Origin of the sequence: Caballeronia udeis (assembly GCF_044909315.1) — a bacterium.
Lineage (GTDB): Bacteria > Pseudomonadota > Gammaproteobacteria > Burkholderiales > Burkholderiaceae > Caballeronia > Caballeronia udeis_A.
The window spans coordinates 12,691-29,941 of the sequence record NZ_JBIYEB010000017.1; the positions used below are offsets into that span (position 1 = coordinate 12,691).

At 62.8% G+C, this 17,251-nt stretch carries 14 protein-coding genes and 1 riboswitch; of the genes, 6 read left to right on the forward strand and 8 right to left on the reverse strand.

From position 1 onward, the window contains the following. Positions 1–39 precede the first annotated feature (39 nt). Together ABH944_RS25125 and ABH944_RS25130 are read right to left on the reverse strand one after the other, a co-directional pair. Entirely contained in the window at positions 40–1,143 is a 1,104-nt protein-coding gene (locus ABH944_RS25125) for a 2Fe-2S iron-sulfur cluster-binding protein (protein ID WP_404610160.1), read from the reverse strand. Between the two features lie 2 nt (positions 1,144–1,145). Then, entirely contained in the window at positions 1,146–2,198 is a 1,053-nt protein-coding gene (locus ABH944_RS25130; protein WP_404610159.1) for an aromatic ring-hydroxylating dioxygenase subunit alpha, read from the reverse strand. 158 nt (positions 2,199–2,356) lie between these two features. Between ABH944_RS25130 and ABH944_RS25135 the strand changes: the two genes are divergently transcribed. Next, the gene (locus tag ABH944_RS25135; RefSeq protein ID WP_404610158.1) at positions 2,357–3,298 is read left to right on the forward strand and encodes a LysR substrate-binding domain-containing protein; all 942 of its coding nucleotides are present in this window, start codon (positions 2,357–2,359) and stop codon (positions 3,296–3,298) included. A gap of 79 nt (positions 3,299–3,377) precedes the next feature. On the opposite strand, the gene ABH944_RS25140 is transcribed toward ABH944_RS25135, so the two are convergent. Then, entirely contained in the window at positions 3,378–4,019 is a 642-nt protein-coding gene (locus tag ABH944_RS25140) for a hypothetical protein (protein WP_404610157.1), read from the reverse strand. 198 nt (positions 4,020–4,217) lie between these two features. Here ABH944_RS25140 and ABH944_RS25145 point away from each other — a divergent pair, with 198 nt between their 5' ends. Continuing rightward, positions 4,218–4,784 (forward strand): cytochrome b, encoded by a 567-nt coding sequence (locus tag ABH944_RS25145; protein ID WP_404610156.1) that lies wholly within the window; start codon positions 4,218–4,220, stop codon positions 4,782–4,784. A gap of 151 nt (positions 4,785–4,935) precedes the next feature. On the opposite strand, the gene mntP is transcribed toward ABH944_RS25145, so the two are convergent. After that, entirely contained in the window at positions 4,936–5,505 is a 570-nt protein-coding gene (gene mntP / locus ABH944_RS25150) for a manganese efflux pump MntP (RefSeq protein WP_404610155.1), read from the reverse strand. A gap of 20 nt (positions 5,506–5,525) precedes the next feature. Further along, a riboswitch (yybP-ykoY riboswitch) is annotated at positions 5,526–5,707 on the reverse strand. 357 nt (positions 5,708–6,064) lie between these two features. Here mntP and ABH944_RS25155 point away from each other — a divergent pair. Beyond that, positions 6,065–7,633: a sensor domain-containing diguanylate cyclase gene (locus tag ABH944_RS25155; protein WP_404610154.1), complete on the forward strand. Its 1,569-nt coding sequence runs from the start codon at positions 6,065–6,067 to the stop codon at positions 7,631–7,633. 128 nt (positions 7,634–7,761) lie between these two features. After that, the gene (locus ABH944_RS25160; protein ID WP_404610153.1) at positions 7,762–8,343 is read left to right on the forward strand and encodes a transglycosylase SLT domain-containing protein; all 582 of its coding nucleotides are present in this window, start codon (positions 7,762–7,764) and stop codon (positions 8,341–8,343) included. Positions 8,344–8,406: 63 nt separating this feature from the next. On the opposite strand, the gene ABH944_RS25165 is transcribed toward ABH944_RS25160, so the two are convergent. The 3 genes from ABH944_RS25165 to ABH944_RS25175 form a co-directional block, all read right to left on the reverse strand. After that, positions 8,407–10,602, reverse strand: coding sequence for a hybrid sensor histidine kinase/response regulator (locus tag ABH944_RS25165; RefSeq protein WP_404610152.1), 2,196 nt, complete (start codon positions 10,600–10,602; stop codon positions 8,407–8,409). 370 nt (positions 10,603–10,972) lie between these two features. Next, positions 10,973–11,302, reverse strand: coding sequence for a hypothetical protein (locus ABH944_RS25170; protein WP_404610151.1), 330 nt, complete (start codon positions 11,300–11,302; stop codon positions 10,973–10,975). A gap of 160 nt (positions 11,303–11,462) precedes the next feature. Beyond that, positions 11,463–12,212, reverse strand: a complete 750-nt coding sequence (locus ABH944_RS25175) for a response regulator (protein ID WP_404610182.1) — start codon at positions 12,210–12,212, stop codon at positions 11,463–11,465. A gap of 247 nt (positions 12,213–12,459) precedes the next feature. Here ABH944_RS25175 and ABH944_RS25180 point away from each other — a divergent pair, with 247 nt between their 5' ends. Further along, positions 12,460–13,236 carry a response regulator gene (locus ABH944_RS25180; protein WP_404610150.1) on the forward strand — a complete coding sequence of 259 codons (777 nt, stop codon included), beginning with the start codon at positions 12,460–12,462 and terminating at the stop codon, positions 13,234–13,236. A gap of 146 nt (positions 13,237–13,382) precedes the next feature. Continuing rightward, positions 13,383–14,684 (forward strand): ATP-binding protein, encoded by a 1,302-nt coding sequence (locus ABH944_RS25185; RefSeq protein WP_404610181.1) that lies wholly within the window; start codon positions 13,383–13,385, stop codon positions 14,682–14,684. Here the strand turns inward: ABH944_RS25185 and ABH944_RS25190 are convergent. Next, a complete protein-coding gene (locus ABH944_RS25190) occupies positions 14,671–16,923 on the reverse strand; it encodes a hybrid sensor histidine kinase/response regulator (RefSeq protein WP_404610149.1) in 2,253 nt (750 codons plus the stop codon). The two genes, ABH944_RS25185 and ABH944_RS25190, sit on opposite strands and share 14 nt — an antisense overlap. Positions 16,924–17,251: the final 328 nt, after the last annotated feature.

Consider the following 17,251-nt stretch of genomic DNA (forward strand, 5'->3'; position numbering starts at 1 on the left):
CAGAATTTACGATCGCTTGCGACCAATTAGTTTGATTTACTAAATAATTCGTATAGTGACTGTGGTCAACGGCCTCGCACAGCACAGCAGCACTTCGCCGTCACGCGGCTCATCGAGCGGTTGCTCGAAGTACTCGACCGTTCCATCGATCAACTGGCTGGCGCAACACCCGCACAATCCGGCGCGGCAACTGAAAGACGGTTTGAGGCCGGCAGCTTCGGAAAAATCCAGTAATGAATGACATGACGCGTCCCATGCAAGGGTCTTGCCGGAGGGCGCAAAACAAACCATCGGTACCGACTCATCGGATGAGACCAATGGCTCGGACGAGCACGGCACATCGGCCTCGTCCGGTTCAAGCACCGAGGCAGGTCCGAAGAACTCATGCCGGATGCGGGCTTTATCCACACCAAGGCTGCGCAGCAAACGGAAGTTCGCCTGCATGAAGGGCGTCGGGCCGCACAGGTAGACGTCGTAGTCGTCGAGCGGGAGCAAGCGCTGCATGCTCTCCCGCGTGATCAGGCCGTGGCTGTTGAAGCGCTGCTCCGCGACGTCCAATGGCTCAGGCGTGCGGTAACAGATATGCGTCAGCACACCCTCCCTGCTCGCCTGCAAGCGCGCCACTTCATCCTGAAACGCATGCACGCTGCCGTTTTCGCATGCGTGGATGAAATAGACACGACGCCGGGACGTCGCGCACAGGCGATGCAACATGCTGAGCATCGGCGTCACGCCAACACCACCGCTTAACAACACGACCGGTCGATCGCTATGCTCATCGAGCACGAACGCACCGGCCGGACCGGCAACATCAAGCGTAGCGCCTGCCTCCATAACACCATGCAGATGGCTCGACACCAGCCCGTCAGGAAGGTCGCCCCGATCCGGCGGCGCCAGTTGATGCTTGACCGAAATGCGCCAGCGTGTGCGCTCGGCAGGATTGCCGGACAAGCTGTAATGCCGCAGCAAGCTCTGCCCGCCGGCACCGGGGACACGCACCTGAACAAATTGCCCCGGGAGGAAAGCGGGCAGCAGCGCACCGTCCATCGCTCCAAGCGCGAACGATTTGATGACGCTGCTTTCGCGCTGTACGTCAACTACGCGCACTCGCCTGAACGCTCGCGGTTCTGTTGCGTCTTGCATGGCTAACCGACGCAGTCGAGCGCGGCGGGTTCCGGAGCCGGCGTCTCCGCCTCGATCAGCCGCTGCAGGCTGCGTCGAAAGCGCAACGGCCCGGCGTCGAGCGGCAGATCGAGATTAGGCGTTCGCCGGTTTGCCATGCCCGCGTGGACAGCCGTCAGGATCACGCGGTCCTCTTCGAATGCGTGGCGAACGTCCTCGTTGAACTGACGCGACACGCTTTCATCGCGTTGATCGAAGTTGCGCATCTGGAACCAGAAATAGCGCGTGTTCGATTCATCGATCGGCGTCATGAAGTTGTACGAGTTCATCAGGAAGACATGCTCGTGCAGCGGACCTTCGTCGGTACCGGTGCCGGCCGGCGTGAACACCGCCTTGATGATCGCATGCGATGGAAACCGCACTTCGTAATGCTGCTTGCGGTCGCACCGTCCCGAGAATTTCACGAAACGGGCGTAGAAAGGCGCCACATCCACGTCTCGCATCCAGCGCGAAACGACTACGCCGTTATCGCTCACCGTTGTCTTCAGCGGCTCGGATTCGCATGCCGCGTTGCCGAACGAAGACGGATGAACCCACGCAACATGGGACGGATCAAGCAGGTTGTCCGTTACATACAGATAGTTGCACGCGACCGTCATGGCGTCGCCCTGGTTCATGCCCCAGGCCGGATCGCCCCATTCATCGACTGCGAAAATATCGTCCGTATTCGCCTGCTGCGGCGAGCCCATCCAGATCCAGACCAGACCGTAACGCTCTTCAACGGGGTAGCTGCGAACCCGTGCAGCCGGTGGGATTCTCGCCATGCCCGGTGCTCGCACGCAGGTTCCCGCGCAATCGAATGTCAGGCCGTGGTAACCGCACTCGATCTGGCCGTCCTGCAGGCGTCCCATCGATAAAGGCAGCTTCCGGTGCGGGCAAGCGTCTTCCAGCGCAGCCACCGCGCCACCGGGCGTGCGATACAAAACCACCGGTTCGCCAAGCAGCATGACGGGATGCAAGGCATCGCCAATCTCGCTGCTCCATGCCGCCACATACCACGCGTTTCTTAAGAACATTGACCCCTCCGCTCCATTCGGCTGACGGCCATTGCGGCCGCTCTATCCGTCCAATCGCCTGAGGTCAGCTTAGGAATTCAAAATTGAAAAGAACAGAGGGCTAAATCTTCGACATCGTTTAGAATTTCTAAAACGACTCGCGTCCCCACCCGCCAAGCATGGACACACTCCCGCCACTACGAGCGTTACAGGTATTCGACACCCTGGGCCGTTGCGGGGGTGTAGTCGAGACAGCGCGCCGGCTCGGCGTTTCGCCGGGTGCAGTCAGCCAGCAGATCAAGATCCTGGAAGAGTCGCTGGGCATGCGGCTGCTGGCGAAAGAAGGCAAGCGCCTTCGTCTGACCGCGGCAGGCCTGCGTTATCACGAAACCTGCGCGGCGGCGTTCGAAAGCCTGCGGGTAGCCGGCGCCGAGATGGAACGTGTCAGGAACAGGCGCAGCCTCAGCGTGAGCGCGTTGCCCTCGCTGTTGTCAAAGTGGCTGGCGCCGCGCATCTACGAGTGGCAAAGCGCGCACCCGGAACTGGATGTGTATCTGGACGGCACCCATTCGGAGCCGTCGCCCGATGGTCCCGAGATTGACTTTCGCATTACCTACGGCGAGCGCATCAATCATGCGGGCACCACGGTCGAACTGTTTCGCGACAGCGTCGTACCCGTATGCAGCCCTCGGTTGCTCGAGACCGGGCGGCCACTCGTAAAGCTGGAGGACATCCTCGCTTACCCGTTGCTGTCGATAGACTGGTTTCCCAAGTTCTCCTCGCCGCCTTCCTGGTGCGAATGGTTCGCGGCCCATGGCGTTGATTGTGCTGAGGACGTGCGCGTCAATCGCCTGGTGTTTTCTTTGTCCGGGCTCGCAATACAGGCAGCCATTGAAGGTCATGGGTTCGTGCTGGCGCAGACATCGATGATCGTCGATGACCTGACAGCGGGCCGGCTCGTTCTGCCGTTTCCGGTGGGCGTTGTATTGCCCTCACCCTATTTCCTGACCTGGCAGGCCAGCAGCTTCGACCAGCCGCACTGCCGCGTTTTTCATCGCTGGCTTCTCACCCGCAGCCGCGAACAACAAGCGATCAACGACCGGATGCTCGACCCCGCGTAGGCCTTGTGCACAAGAAGCTTTTATGACTTACCTCGATGATGCCAACTTGCGAATTGCTGCCCGCGCCCTGGCACGCTCCCTACATGCCGCCCAGGAATTTGCCCAGGCAATACTTTCCATAGATTCGGCAATGGACTGGAACGGTCAGGTGTTTCTCGACTGTGACACCTGTCTGCGCCGATACGCGCATCAGGTTGGGCGCGAATGGCCGCGTAGCGGGATTGAGAAAAGCGAATAGCAGAAGAACAAGCAGCCCTACCAAGCGGCGCGCCAGGATTATTGTGCGGCGAAGCTGAATTTGATCCATCGCCTGTCCTTCGTCGGCTATTGCATTGATTGCGTGGTCAATGCGCTTGAGATACCTGCGATTAAAACACGCCAGTCCGCTAGGACAAAAACAAGTGGGCATGGCGCCGCCCTGCCGCACGCAGCCACGCCCGTGCGTTCCCGCCAGTGCAACCAGATCATCTGCACGACCTTTACCACCACCAACCCGACCGCCACGATCAGGTAACCACGAAGCACGCCCATCCAGAGGCGGCATGCGCCACGTGTCCCGTGTTTCCTTCAGGTAGCGCTGCCCGGTGCGCGCCGTTCCCAAGCGGGCTCGAAATATGCCGTTCCTCCCGCATCCACGCACAACGCCTTTCGTCTGACATCTGGCGGCCTGTAGGCCAAGAGCGGCCTGGATGCCGGCGTCGGCTGCGTGCTCGAAAGTCATGATCGGTGGCCTGACCTTAGGCACGCTGCAACTGTGCCGTAATGCCGATGAGCGCCCACTGGACGAACGCGGAATTCGGCGTAATGTGGAGCAACCTGCAAAGCGATTCCCGGGGCAACGTGTACGGATCCGAGTGAGAAAGCGAGTAAAGAAAAGCCGGAACGCGGCCCACGCCGCAACCAACGGGAGGAGGCGAGCATGAACATCGCGCATTCGTCCAACACGCCGCTCAATGCAAGTGCAGGCGGGCCGCGTTATTCACCCGCGCAGATAGCGCTGCACTGGGTGATCGGGTTGGCGATCATCGTCATGCTCGGAATTGGTCTCTATATGGTCGGACTGCCGAAAGGGCTCGATTTCAAGTCGAGCCTGATCAACTTCCACAAGTCGCTTGGCATGACCGTTTTCCTGCTTGTGCTGGTTCGCATCGTGGTTCGCCTGGTCGCAGGCCGGCCTCCGCTTCCCCCCATGCCGGCGTGGCAACGCGCTGCTGCAATCATGACGCAGGGTCTTTTATACGTGGCGATGATCGTCATGCCGCTGACGGGTTATCTCGGCTCGACATTCAACAAGCTCGCCACGCGCTTCTGGGGCATTCCACTGCCCATGTGGGGCTGGGACGACCCTGGCCTGCGCAGGATTTTCTTCACTGTGCACACGTTCGCCGCCTGGATCCTGATTGCTCTGATCATGTTGCATGTTGCGGGCGCACTCAAACATCAGTTGATAGATCGCGACCGCCTGATGGAAAGGATGCTGCCATAGCTTTATATACAAGAACCGGTGCTTTAAAATCCGGCTCTCCCTGATAACTACTTCGTAACCCTTATCAATTATCAAGTGACTTTGGCGGCGCTCGGCGCCCCGGCCTTCGCTGTTGTTCGGCGCCGGGGCAACCTCCGATCCGCTTGCTACCTCAGCTCATATAGCCGAGATGCTCGGTCAGGATCACCGACCCGATAACAACAAGAATGAACCCGCCCGCGATCTCCGCGCGTTGCCCGACAGCCTTGCCGAGAAAACGCCCGATCATCACGCCCAGGGTCACCATGATCAGCGTCGCCAGTCCGATGGTCGCAGCGGTCGACAGGATATTCACATCGATGAAAGCGAGTCCCGCTCCCACCGCCATTGCGTCGATACTCGTCGCGAATCCGGTGAGCGCCAGCAGCCAGAAACCGTAGCTGCTAGGCTTCTCGGCTTCGGGCGCAGGCGTGCGCAGGCCCGATCTGATCATGCGTACGCCCAGCACAAGCAGCAGGCTGAACGCGATCCAGTGATCCCACGACGCGACGTACGGCGCGGCGGCCTTGCCGAGCGCCCAGCCAACCAGCGGTGTGAGGGCTTCAATCACGCCGAAGATGAGCCCGGTACGAAGCGCCTCGCGAATCCGCGGGCGGTGCAGCGTGGCGCCCTTGCCGACAGCGGCGGCGAAGGCGTCCGTCGACATGGCGAAGGCGAGCAGGAGAGTAGAAGCAATATTCATGGGGATGTGGGTTGTTGTTGAGCCATTCAGGTCGGGCGAGAACATACGATGCAGCGGCGAGCCCGACCGGTCTCCCCGACACATCGATGGTCTTGCCAACCAAAAAGCTAACGGTTGCTCATGCCACGGTTCGATCGAACCAAGCGTGTTGACATGAGCGCTTCCAGTGCATGGAAGCCGGCTACTCCCCAAAGACGGATGGAGGCTATCACGACTGAAATGAATTTGTAAGATTTCCCCGCCAATGTGAAGGGATACTTTTGGCACACTTGCGGATCGCTTCTGCTGTGCGCGTGGACATGGATCAAGGGTCCGCACTGGTCCACACAGGACGCAAACCCCGCTAGTCCTGGCCGCCGGCCGCGCGGGAAAGAAAGTTCGAGCCGATACAATGCGGCCTGCAAGCCAGACGTGGTGAACCTCCCGATCCAACCTGCCGCACGATGCCAAATCCGAAATCCATGCCGTTGCCTGACTGTGCGCGCCCAGCGCCGCACTGCGCGTCGTGCTGCCGGCCCTGTCATTCGCGGCGCAGTCCGTGCATTGCGAGCCGTACGCGATGAACCCTGCCTCGCCCCCCGACAAGGCTTTGAGGAAGCGCCGCATCCGGCCGCGCTGGACGGCGGTCGGCATGGCGAGCGCGCTCTCCCGCCGTCCGTTGCTTGCGGGCGTCGCCGGTACCGTGGTCGCGGTGCTGATGGCAAGCTTGTCCATCGGCACGTTGTATCAGGGGCGCCAGGGCGTGCTCGACCACGCGCGCGAAACCTCGGCGAACCTCGTCGCGATCATCAGCAGCGACATCGCCCGCAACGTCGAAATCTACAATCTGTCACTCAACGCGATGGTCGAGGGCGCGCAGAATCCGGCCATCATGGCGCTGTCGCCCGCCCTGCGCCACCAGATCCTTTTCGACCGCGCGATCTCCGCGGCCTATATCAGCGGCGCCTACGTGCTGGACGCGTACGGCAACGTCACGGCGGAGGCCAAGGACGCCCCCTTCCCGGCGGGCTCCTTCGCCGACCGCGAATATTTCTACGCCCAGCAACGCAGCCCGTCGGCCGGCCTTTACTTCTCGCATCCGTTTGCGTCGCGTTTGCGCGCCACCCCGACAATCGGCATGAGCCGGCGCATCAACGCGCCTGACGGTTCGTTCGCCGGCATCGCGCTGCTGGCAATGAACCTCGCCTATTTCAACTCGCTGCTGGACAAGCTCAACGTGGGCGCCGAGGGGTCGATCTTCATCATCCATCAGGACGGCACGATGATCGCCCGCAAGCCTTTCCGCGAGAACATCGTCGGCCACAAGATCGCCAGCTCGCTCACTTTCGCGCGCATGGCGAATGCCGGGTCGGGATCGTACGTGGCGGTCTCACCGGTCGACGGCGTGCGCCGCCTCTACACGTTCTCGCGCGTCCCGGGGACGCCGTTCATCGCGGCCGTGGCCCCGGCGGAAGACGACGTACTGGGACCGTGGCGCGAGCGCAGCCGGATTGTCGGCGCGCTGACACTGCTGTCGGGTTTGAGTTTCGTCGCAGTGTCGTGGCTGCTCGCACTGTCGCTGCGCGAGCGCGCCCGCGCGCAGGAGGAACTCGTCCTGCTGGCCGGCACGGATGCGCTCACCGGCCTGCCAAACCGGCGCGCGTTCGACGAACGCATGGACGAAGAATGGCGTCGCGGCCGCCGGGCGGGCACACCGTTGTCGATGTTGTTCATCGACGTGGATTATTTCAAGCCCTACAACGACACCTACGGCCACGCCCTCGGCGACGACGCGCTCGCCACCGTCGCGCACAGCATTGCCACGGCCGTGCGCCGTCCGGGCGATGTCCCCGCGCGCTACGGCGGCGAAGAGTTCGTCGTGCTGCTGCCCGATACGCCGTCTGAAGGCGCGCTGCATATTGCCGAAGCGATCCGGCAGGGCGTGCTGGCCTGCGCGATCCCCCACCGTGCCAGCCCGCTTGGCACGGTGACCGTCAGCATTGGCTGCGCGACGGCGTCGCCGCCGGGTCTGGGCGGTCCATACGGCCTGCTCGGCGCCGCCGACCAGCAGCTCTACAAAGCGAAGGCCGCGGGGCGGGACTGCGTCCGGCCGTTGACCCACATGCCGGCCGCGGTAGTGAATTCCTGAGCACGCCGAGGAGCGGGCCGGCGTGCACCGAATAGCGCCCAGGCCGCTCTCGCAGCCAAGCAAACTCATGATTTGCAAGGATTTTTCTCGTCTGTATAATGCGACCTTCCCTTCCAAGGCCACTTCCCATGAGCAGACTCCTTTGGCTTGCTGCGCTGACACTAGGCGCAGCGCTAGGACCGACGCAAGGCGCGGTGGCCCAGGAACGAGCCCCGGAAGCGGCCCAGCAAGACGCCGCAGCCAGCGACGCCACCACCGAGGCCACTCACCAGGTCTCCCGCCTGATCTCCCAGAAGTTCGGCGTCGCGCGGGAAAAAGCGGAGCAGATTTCAGCCGCGGTAATGTCCGCGGCATCCAAATACTCCCTTCCTCCCGCCCTCCTCCTCGCCATCATCTCCGTTGAATCCCGCTTCAAGGAAAAAGCCCGCGGCGCCAATGGCGCGACCGGCCTGATGCAGGTCGTGCCGACCGCGCACAAACAACTCGTGCGCCACATCGACCTGACTGAAGCGACTGCGAATATAGAAGCCGGATCGGCGATTCTTCATGGTTATGTCCAGTCCGCTCGCGGCGACGTGGGCGCAGCCCTGAAGAGCTATGGCGGCTCGAAAGCCTACGCGGAAAAGGTCAGCCTGCGAGCCAAGGCGTTCGCCCCGCAATTCGGCTCCGACGCCGCTGCTGACGCCGACACCGAAACGGCCCGCGACTGACTCCGGGTTCCTCGCTTCAACGCTCAACTGTTATCCCGACCGCTCGAATGGTGCATCGCTGAATTAGCGCAGCACGAGTTCCCGCAACTCGTCGATATTGAATGGCTTCGCGAGAATCGTCACCCCCGTGTGACGCGCGCGCTCGAATTCGTCGGCATAGCCGGTCATCAATGCGATCCGCTGCGTGGGCCAGGTCCCGCGGACTTTCTCCGCCAGATCGATGCCGTTGAGCCGCCCGGGCATCTGTATATCCGACAACACGAGATCGAAGCGGCTGCCTTCGTTGAGCAAGTCGAAGGCTTTGTCCGCGGTGAGTTCGTGGCGTACGTCGCAGCCAAAGGTGGCGAGCACGGCCGCCACGCCGGCCGCGACTTCCTCGTTGTCCTCAACCAGCAGGATCGACCCCGGGTGCAGCCCCGCCGGCGCCGCCCTGTCCGTGGAATCTGCTGTACCTGGCACGTCCGGTATCTCAATGCCGGCTGCGTCCGCCGCCGCCGTCACCGGCGCGGCGGCCGGGCCGTGGTACCGGGGCAGATAAAGCCGCACGGTCGTGCCGCGCCCCGGCACGCTGGCGAGTCTTGCCGTGCCGCCCGCCTGCTCGCACGCCGCCAGCACTTGAGCGAGCCCCAGGCCCGTGCCCGATCCGCTCAGCTTGGTCGTGAACAACGGCTCGAACGCGCGCCGCGCTGTGGTTTCAGGCATGCCCTCGCCGCTGTCGGTGAAAGCGAGCAGCGCGTATTCACCGTCGGGCAGGACGTTGTCGGCCGTCACGCGAACGTTCTGGCAGCGGATCACGAACCGGCCGCCCTGGGGCATGGCATCGCGGGCATTCACGGCAATGTTGATGATCGCGAACTCGAGTTCGGTGGCATCCGCGCGAACCTGCCACATGTCCGACGACACCTGCACCTTCACCTGCACCTTCTCGCCGGCCGCCGTTTCGATCAACCCGGTTGCCGCGGCCAACCAGACGGAGAGGTCGATCGGCGCCTGCTTGAGCGGTTGCTTGCGCGCGACGCTGAGCAAGCGCCGGGCGAGCGCCTCGGCGCCGGCGGTCGCCCGTTCGACTGCCAGCACTTCCCTTTCCAGCCCGTTGAAATTCTTGCGGCGCGCAAGCTCCATGTTCGCCGCCACGACCATCAGCAGGTTATTGAAGTCGTGCGCCACGTTGGCGACCAGGTTGCCGAGCGCGCCCATGCGCCGCAACTGCCGGCTGGATGCCTCGGCCGACAGCCGCATGGCGACCTCCGCCTGCCAGCGCTCCCACGCGGCTTGCTGCGCCCGTAACTGGCGCAACGAGAACAGCACGAGCAGCCAGACCGCGATGCACGGCATCGCCGTGATCACGACGATCAACGTGTAGTGCTGACGCCATTGGGCGAAGATCGCGCCGGTCGGAATGCCGCTCGTCACATAGAGCGGGTAGTCACCCACACGGCGAAACGCCAGCACGCGCTCCAGGCCATCAATGCTCGAGCGTATCCGCACGCGCCCAAACAATTCGTTGTTGCGCATGGCGTTGGTGAACGCTGTGTCGTGAGCGTGGGTGATGCCGGCACGGCTGGGGGGCTCACGCACGAGAATGCCGCCGTCGCGGCGAAACAGGCCGACGCTCATGCCGGGTTCACCATTCGACAGATCGCGATAGAACCCGGTGAAATAATCGCGCTTCAGCGCAATCGACACGACGCCGGCAAACCGGCCGTCGTTCAAGCTGCGCCCGACGCTGGTCGTGAATACATCGGTTTGCTCGACGCGGCCGACGAGCGGCAGGGAGAAATACGGGTCGGGGCGGATGGACCGGGCGGAGATGAAGTCGTCGCGATTGGCGATCGAAACGGCTGGCACGGGGAAATAATGGTTGCTGGCGAGCATCTCGCCATTCACGCCGAAGATGGTGATTGCCGCCACCTGCGCAAACGATTCGCCAATCACGCTCAGGCGGTCATGGATGGCTTTCTGGTTGGCACTGATCTGGGCGTCGTCGCTGTCAGCGAGCATTTCCACGATGCGCGTCGAGATTTCGCGATTGAGATCGAGCACCTTGACGGCTTGCTCGTCAGCGACCCGGGACACGCGGTCGGCGATGTCGTCGGATTCGGTCATCCGGCGCTGGTAGTCGTAATAACCGTAGCCGAGCAGGAACACGACCGGAAACAGGATCGACGCCGCCAGCACGACCAGCAGGATTCGCCGGGTTGCAGCGAAACTGCGCAGCGGCAGCGGCAAGTCGAGTGCGGCGGAATCCGAAGAGTGCAAAGCGTCAGGGCTCCAGGGTTGTGTCCGCTCGCGCCAGGGTTGGTTTGATCGCGCTTCGGGCAGTCCTTCCGACAGCCAACAGCAGCTATCAGCAGCGGCTTTGACATTGTCCCACTACCGTCCGGCGACGCAGTGGCCGAGTTGCTGTTCGCGCTCGATCCAGATGCAAGGAGCATGCCGCACGAGAGGCTATTTTTGGGCGACACCGCTTGCCTGGCGGGCATTCCGGGCATCGTCTGCCGCAGTATTGGTGAGCGTGAGGTGGCTTGTTGACCCGCCTTTGCGTGGAACACCAACCTGTTTCGGTGCGCACAAAACAAAAAAACCGGGCTTGGTCAGCCCGGTTTTGTCATTGCGAGGTATTTCGGTCTTACCAGCCTTGCTGGTAATAGCCCGGCTGCGGTTGCGGGCCGCACGGTACATAGGTACGGCGATAGTCGTCGAAGCAGTATCCCGGCGGCGGGCCGGGTTGGTACGCCGGCTGCGCATAAACAGGTTGTGCATAGACCGGCTGATACACCGGCTGTGCGTACACAGGTTGCGCATACACCGGCTGAGCCACCGCGGACCCCACCAGCGCGCCAATCACCGCCCCGCCCAGCAGCGCGCCGACTACCGCACCGCCGTCCCCGTGCGCGGACGCCTGACCTGACATGGCAAGACTTCCGGCCAACACCAACACTGCAGCTACGCGTTTCATTTGGGTTCTCCATATCCCGTGGTCGGGACTATGGAACCGATCTTATGCGGGTACAGAAGAAATAACTGATGCAGTTGGTAACGGATCATTTCAGCGGATACATCTTCATCGGCCGTTCTTGCATTTTTACATGCAAGGCCTGGGAAGGCCTCGCGCGTTGTCACGCTTCGGTCGACGCACGCCGGATGGCACGCTCCACCGCGCCGGTCTCGCCGTGCGGCACGAAGATATAACCCTGTCCCCATACGGTCTGGACGTAGCGTGGATCGGAGGGATCGGCTTCCAGCAGGCGCCGCAGCCGCCATATGGATACGTCGAGGCTGCGGTCCCGGTACGTTCCCGCCTGACCGCGCAGCTTCTCGTTCAATTGCGCACGCGTCAGTACGACCATCTCGTTTTTCACGAAGATCTTCAGCGTGGCAAATTCGCCGGAACGCAACGGCACCCGTTCGCCGTTGTGACGCAATTCGCGGGCGGCAAAATCGACTTCGTAGGGACCAAAGCGGTAAGGAGGCCGATCCTCCGGCGCTCCCGGCGCCGCCGCGTCGCGGCGTCTGAGGACCGTACGGATGCGCGCGAGCAGTTCGCGCGGATCGAAGGGTTTGGCCAGATAGTCGTCCGCGCCCAGTTCGAGGCCGATCACGCGATCGATCACATCCGAACGCGCTGTCAGGAAGATCACGGGGATGTCGTCGCCGCCCGCGCGCAATTCGCGCAACGCGCTGATGCCATCCTGCTCGGGCATCATTACGTCGAGTACGACAATGGATGGCCGCTCGGCGTCGAGGCGCCGCTTGAGGCCTGTACCGTCGTGCAGCACCGAAACTGCAAGGCCATTGCCTTGCAGATATTCGCGAACCAGGTCGCGCACTACCGGGTCGTCGTCGACGAGGAGAACATGATGAGTCATGTGTTTCATTCTAAGACGCCAAAGCGCCTTTTCGCGACACTGATTCCTTTCCGCTTCTTTCATCGAATTGCACGGGAAGCGGGCGCTTAATACATCGCATCAAAGCGCTTAGCCGCACCGGTCAACGCGCACGGGCTTTTCGGGCCGCGCCGCGAGGTCATTTTTGCTGGAGTTTCGAGTAAGAATCGGTAACTATCTTAGGGTAGATCAAAAACCGCACTTTTACGATGCCAGCTAAAATTTCATCATGACTACCTCCGTATTGATCGTCGACGACGACCTGGCCGTGTGCGACCTGCTAAGCCGCTTCCTGAAAGCGCGCGGACTCGACGTTTCCGTCCTTCACGATGGCGCCGGCCTGCGCCGGCGGCTCGAATACCTCCGTCCGTCCATCGTGGTGCTCGACATCATGATGCCGAACATGGACGGCATTGCAGCGCTTCGCCAGGTGCGCGCCGCCGGTGACGACATTCCCGTGATCTTCGTCACTGCACGCGACAGCGTGACAGACAAGGTAGAGGGGCTGGAACTCGGCGCGGACGACTATTTGGCCAAGCCCTTCGATCCCCGCGAACTGCTCGCGCGCATAGACACCGTATTGCGGCGGCGTGCGCCTGCGTCCACGGGACGTCCGGAAGCCGTCGCAAGCGAACGCTTCGGCCGCTTCGAACTCGACTTCGTCACGCGTGCACTGGTCAGCGGCGACGAGCGCATTCCCCTGCGCGACAGCGAATTCGCATTGCTCAAGGTGCTCGTACGGCATCCTTATAAAGTCTTGTCCCGCGTGCTGATCCACGATCTCGTGCATCGCGACGACAGCACTTTCAGCGACCGGAGCCTCGACGTGCCAATCTGGCGCTTGCGCAGAATCATCGAGGAAGATCCGGCCAGTCCGCGTCATGTGCAAACCGTGCGTGGCCAGGGTTATGTGTTCATTCCGGATCCCGACGGAGCGCGTAATACAAACACGGCGACGGAACCGGCGCCCGGGGCATCCACGTCCGACCGTGCATCGACAGTATGAGAATTTTCGGCACGGCGGATTCGCGCAGCGGCAAACGCGCCCGCATCGGGTCAGGTCATGCCAAGCCGGGCCGTGCCTGGAGTCGTAGCGGCTCGGGCCGCGGCAACCCGTTCAACGGCAATCCCTTCAATACGCTGTTCGGGCGCATGGCGCTCATTTCGCTGGTCGTGCTGTTCGCCGTGCAAGCCTGCTGGTTCGCGGTGCTTACCGTGCAGCGGCCGCATCACGACGCGGAAGGTTACGCACGTGGCTTGATGCTCGTACTCGCCGCCGCCAACGACGACGCGCGTCAAGGCGTACGGCTCGCGCCCGCGCTGAGCGTGCAGTTGGTGTTGTCGTCGAACCTGCCCGAAGGCATCACGCTGCGCGAGCCCGACAACGGTCCCGTCGTGCATTTGTTGCGTGAGTTGCGGAACGTGCTGCCGCCGGGCACCCGGCTCGCCGTCGATGGCCCCAAGCACGCCCAGCGTCTGTGGGTGCGTTATCCAAACAGCCCGAACTGGATCGTGACGCCGGTCGACCTGCCGCCCGCGCCGCCTATCCTGGTTGAATCGGTGGGCATGTTGATGGCGGCCGTGATCCTGTCGCTGGTCGCCGCGTGGCAACTGCAACGGCCGTTATCGCGCGTGGCGCAAGGCGCGCGTCAGTTCGGCGCGGGCGAGCGGCCAGTCCCGGTGGACGAGCGCGGCCCGCGTGAGCTACGCGACCTGATCCGCGCGTTCAACCAGATGATGCGGCGAATCAACGACGCCGACGACGAGAAAGCAGTCATGCTCGCCGGCATCGCGCACGATCTGAAAGCGCCGCTCACCCGCCTGAAGCTGCGTGCGAGCGTCCTGGTTCAGGACGACGCCGAGCGCGCGCATTTCATTCGCGACATCGACTCACTGACGCACATCGTTCAGCAATTCCTCGAATTCGCGGGCAACGCGTCGACGAGCGGACCGGTCATCAACGTGGACGCTTTTCTCGCCGAGCAGTTTGCGCAGGACGAAGCCGGCGATACCCCCCTGTTCCGCCTCGACCTGGCCGCAGGCGACAGCTTCCACTTGCAGCGCACGTTGCTGGACCGGCTGGTGACCAATCTGGTCGATAACGCGCTGGAACACGGCGCCCCGCCCGTCGATATCAGCACGGGCAAGCGCCACGGCGAGTGGTTCATCACGGTGCGCGATTACGGCGACGGCATCCCGCCCGAGCGTCTGGACGATGCCCGCAAGCCGTTTGTCCGCCTGGACCCAGCACGCGCGGGCGACGGTCATTGCGGACTGGGGCTCGCCATTGTCGGACGCCTCGCCCAGCAGCTTGGCGGCCGCTGCGATATCGGCAACGCGGCAGACGGTGGCCTGACCGTGCGGATCGTCATTCCCATGGCCGAACCCATCCGGCCGGGTTGCGGCCCGGCTGTGCATACCGCCAGTGCACGTGAAGCCGTCATGGCTTCCTGAACACCGCCTGCTCGAGTTCATCGAAGTTGAACGGCTTTGGCAGCAGCATCGCACTGCTAAGTTCGTCGCCAAGCTCCGCCGCAATGCCCGTCCCATAACCCGATGCCAACACCACATGCACGTGCGGCTGCACGCGCTTCATCGCGCGGGCCAGGTCGAGGCCCGACATGCCGGGCATGCGGACATCGGTAAGCAGGACATCGAATAATTGCTGTGTGATCAGGTCCAGCGCTGCCTGCGCGCTGTCTACCGCGATTACTTTAGCGTCGAGCAGTTCAAGCAGCTCACGCGTCGCTTCGCGGGTGTTGGCGTCGTCCTCCACAATCAGGACGCGCAGCGGCTGAGGCTCTGGCGCGGCGGGAGCGTGAGACGCCTGCGGCGCGTCCGGCATATCGGGCGCCTCATAGACCCGCGTGCGGAACATCCAGCGCACCTTGCGCGCCAACGCATCCCGCCGATACGGCTTGCTGATCAGCGCCACGCCCGGATCAAGACGGCCACCGTGCACGATCGCGTTTTCGGTGTACCCCGACGTGAACAGCACTTCCAGCGCCGGCAGCATTTCCTTCGCGCGCCGCGCCAGTTCGACACTGCGCATGGGTCCGGGCATGACGACGTCGCTGAACAGCAAATCGACGTGCACGCCGCTTTCGAGCACACTCAGCGCGCTCTGGGCATCCACGGCTTTCAGCACCTGGTAACCCAGCTGGCTCAGCATGTCCACCGCGGTCGCCCGCACGTTCGGATCGTCTTCCACCACCAGGATCGTTTCCGTGCCGCCCGTGACGGGATCGTTCGCGGCTTCCACCCGCACGGCCTCGTTTTCCATCGAGCGCGGCAGGTACAGCTTGACCGTGGTGCCGTGACCCGGCTCGCTATACAACTTTATGTGGCCGCCGGTCTGCTTCATGAAACCGTACGCCATGCTCAGGCCCAGGCCTGTGCCGCGGCCTTCGGGCTTGGTCGTATAGAAGGGCTCGAACGCGCACGCGAGGACCTCCGGCGTCATGCCGCAACCGGTGTCGGAGACGGCGATCATCACGTACTGGCCGCTCGCCAGGTCGTCATGATGGCGCGTGTAGTCGTCGTCGAGCATCGCGTTGCCGGCCTCGATGGTCAGGCGGCCCGCGCCCTCCATTGCGTCACGTGCGTTGATTGCCAGATTCACGATCACGTTCTGCAAGTGATTCGGGTCGGCCAGCGTATTCCACAGCCCGCCCGACACCACCGTTTCCAGTTCGATGGTTTCGCCCAGCACGCGGCGCAGCATGTCGCCGGAGTTGCGCAGCAGCCGCGAGATATCCAGCGCCACCGGCTCAAGCGGTTGCCGGCGCGCAAACGCGAGCAGTTGCGACGCGAGCTTCGCGCCGCGCTCCACCGCTTCATGCGCGCACGCGAGGCGCCGCGTCAGGGTTTCGTTGCCGTTCGATTCCTGCACGGCAAGTTGAAGATTTCCGCCAATCACCTGCAGCACGTTGTTGAAATCGTGGGCCACGCCGCCGGTCAGTTTGCCGACCGCGTCCATTTTCTGCGATTGCGCCAGCGCGGCCGCCGTTTCGCGCTGCTCCGCTTCGATCGCGCGCAAGGCCTTCAACGCCTCTTCAATCCGTTCCTCCAGCGTCTCGCGATGCCGTTCCAGCGCCTCGCGCAAGCGTAGTTGCTCCTGCAGCGCCGCGACCCGCGCAGTGATATCGCGGGAAATGGACACCAGCCATTGCACGCCGTCCGGCCCGTTCACCGGCGAGACCGAGACATCCCAGTATTTCAGCGCGCCTTTCGCTGTCGGACAGGGTGCTTCGAAGCGCGAATGACGACCTTGCCGGGCGTTATCGATCGCATCAGTGAGCAGATACCGCGATTCCTCCGGCCACAGCGACGCCCACGACTTGCCCTTGAACGGCGCGAAGTTGTCGATCTCCATCAGGCAGAGACCGTTCACGTTCATGAATTCGAGCGTACCGTCACGTCGCAGGATCTTGATGCAATCCGTACTGCCGTTCAGCACGCTCAGGAAAAATTCGCCCGAATCGAGTGAAATGGCGGGGGTGTTATCGGGCGGGATATCGCTATCCGGCCCGTTTTCCGGTTCGGACGCGGCCGGCATCGCGCCATGAAAACCGAACGGCTTGTCGACAGGTGTCGCCGGGTCGGGCGGCTGGACCGGCGTCGGGAAGCAGTCCGCACCCGCGTCGTCAAGACGTCGTGCGATCGCGGGGTCGAAACTGGCTGAGTCGGTCATGAATCGGGCGCTGGAAAGAGAACGGCGAGGACAGCGCGGGGCGATTCTTGAGTCGATGCGCTGCAACGTGATCGGCAATGGAAAGCAAGCATTGCGCCAGTGTCAGGAAACGAACACCCGGGGTGGTTGACGCTTTTGTAGTGGTCGCTTCATGCGGGCGTCGACTCACGGCGTTCACGTGGCGCGTGTAAAAACCAACCCGGTAACGGGTAGTTCTTGCGCAATCGTCAATTTCCGGGATGGCTCCAGCGCGATTTCGAAGACACCGGTACAGTCGATTACGACGCGATTGCCACCGGTTGCCACGTGAAATCTGTTGACCTGTGCT

Bases quoted from the DNA above. Each gene is read 5' to 3' on its own strand.
- ABH944_RS25125 (WP_404610160.1), bottom strand. From the start codon at position 1,143: ATGCAAGACGCAACAGAACCGCGAGCGTTCAGGCGAGTGCGCGTAGTT.
- ABH944_RS25130 (WP_404610159.1), bottom strand. From the start codon at position 2,198: ATGTTCTTAAGAAACGCGTGGTATGTGGCGGCATGGAGCAGCGAGATT.
- ABH944_RS25135 (WP_404610158.1), top strand. From the start codon at position 2,357: ATGGACACACTCCCGCCACTACGAGCGTTACAGGTATTCGACACCCTG.
- ABH944_RS25140 (WP_404610157.1), bottom strand. From the start codon at position 4,019: ATGACTTTCGAGCACGCAGCCGACGCCGGCATCCAGGCCGCTCTTGGC.
- ABH944_RS25145 (WP_404610156.1), top strand. From the start codon at position 4,218: ATGAACATCGCGCATTCGTCCAACACGCCGCTCAATGCAAGTGCAGGC.
- mntP (WP_404610155.1), bottom strand. From the start codon at position 5,505: ATGAATATTGCTTCTACTCTCCTGCTCGCCTTCGCCATGTCGACGGAC.
- ABH944_RS25155 (WP_404610154.1), top strand. From the start codon at position 6,065: ATGAACCCTGCCTCGCCCCCCGACAAGGCTTTGAGGAAGCGCCGCATC.
- ABH944_RS25160 (WP_404610153.1), top strand. From the start codon at position 7,762: ATGAGCAGACTCCTTTGGCTTGCTGCGCTGACACTAGGCGCAGCGCTA.
- ABH944_RS25170 (WP_404610151.1), bottom strand. From the start codon at position 11,302: ATGAAACGCGTAGCTGCAGTGTTGGTGTTGGCCGGAAGTCTTGCCATG.
- ABH944_RS25175 (WP_404610182.1), bottom strand. From the start codon at position 12,212: ATGACTCATCATGTTCTCCTCGTCGACGACGACCCGGTAGTGCGCGAC.
- ABH944_RS25180 (WP_404610150.1), top strand. From the start codon at position 12,460: ATGACTACCTCCGTATTGATCGTCGACGACGACCTGGCCGTGTGCGAC.
- ABH944_RS25185 (WP_404610181.1), top strand. From the start codon at position 13,383: ATGGCGCTCATTTCGCTGGTCGTGCTGTTCGCCGTGCAAGCCTGCTGG.
- ABH944_RS25190 (WP_404610149.1), bottom strand. From the start codon at position 16,923: ATGACCGACTCAGCCAGTTTCGACCCCGCGATCGCACGACGTCTTGAC.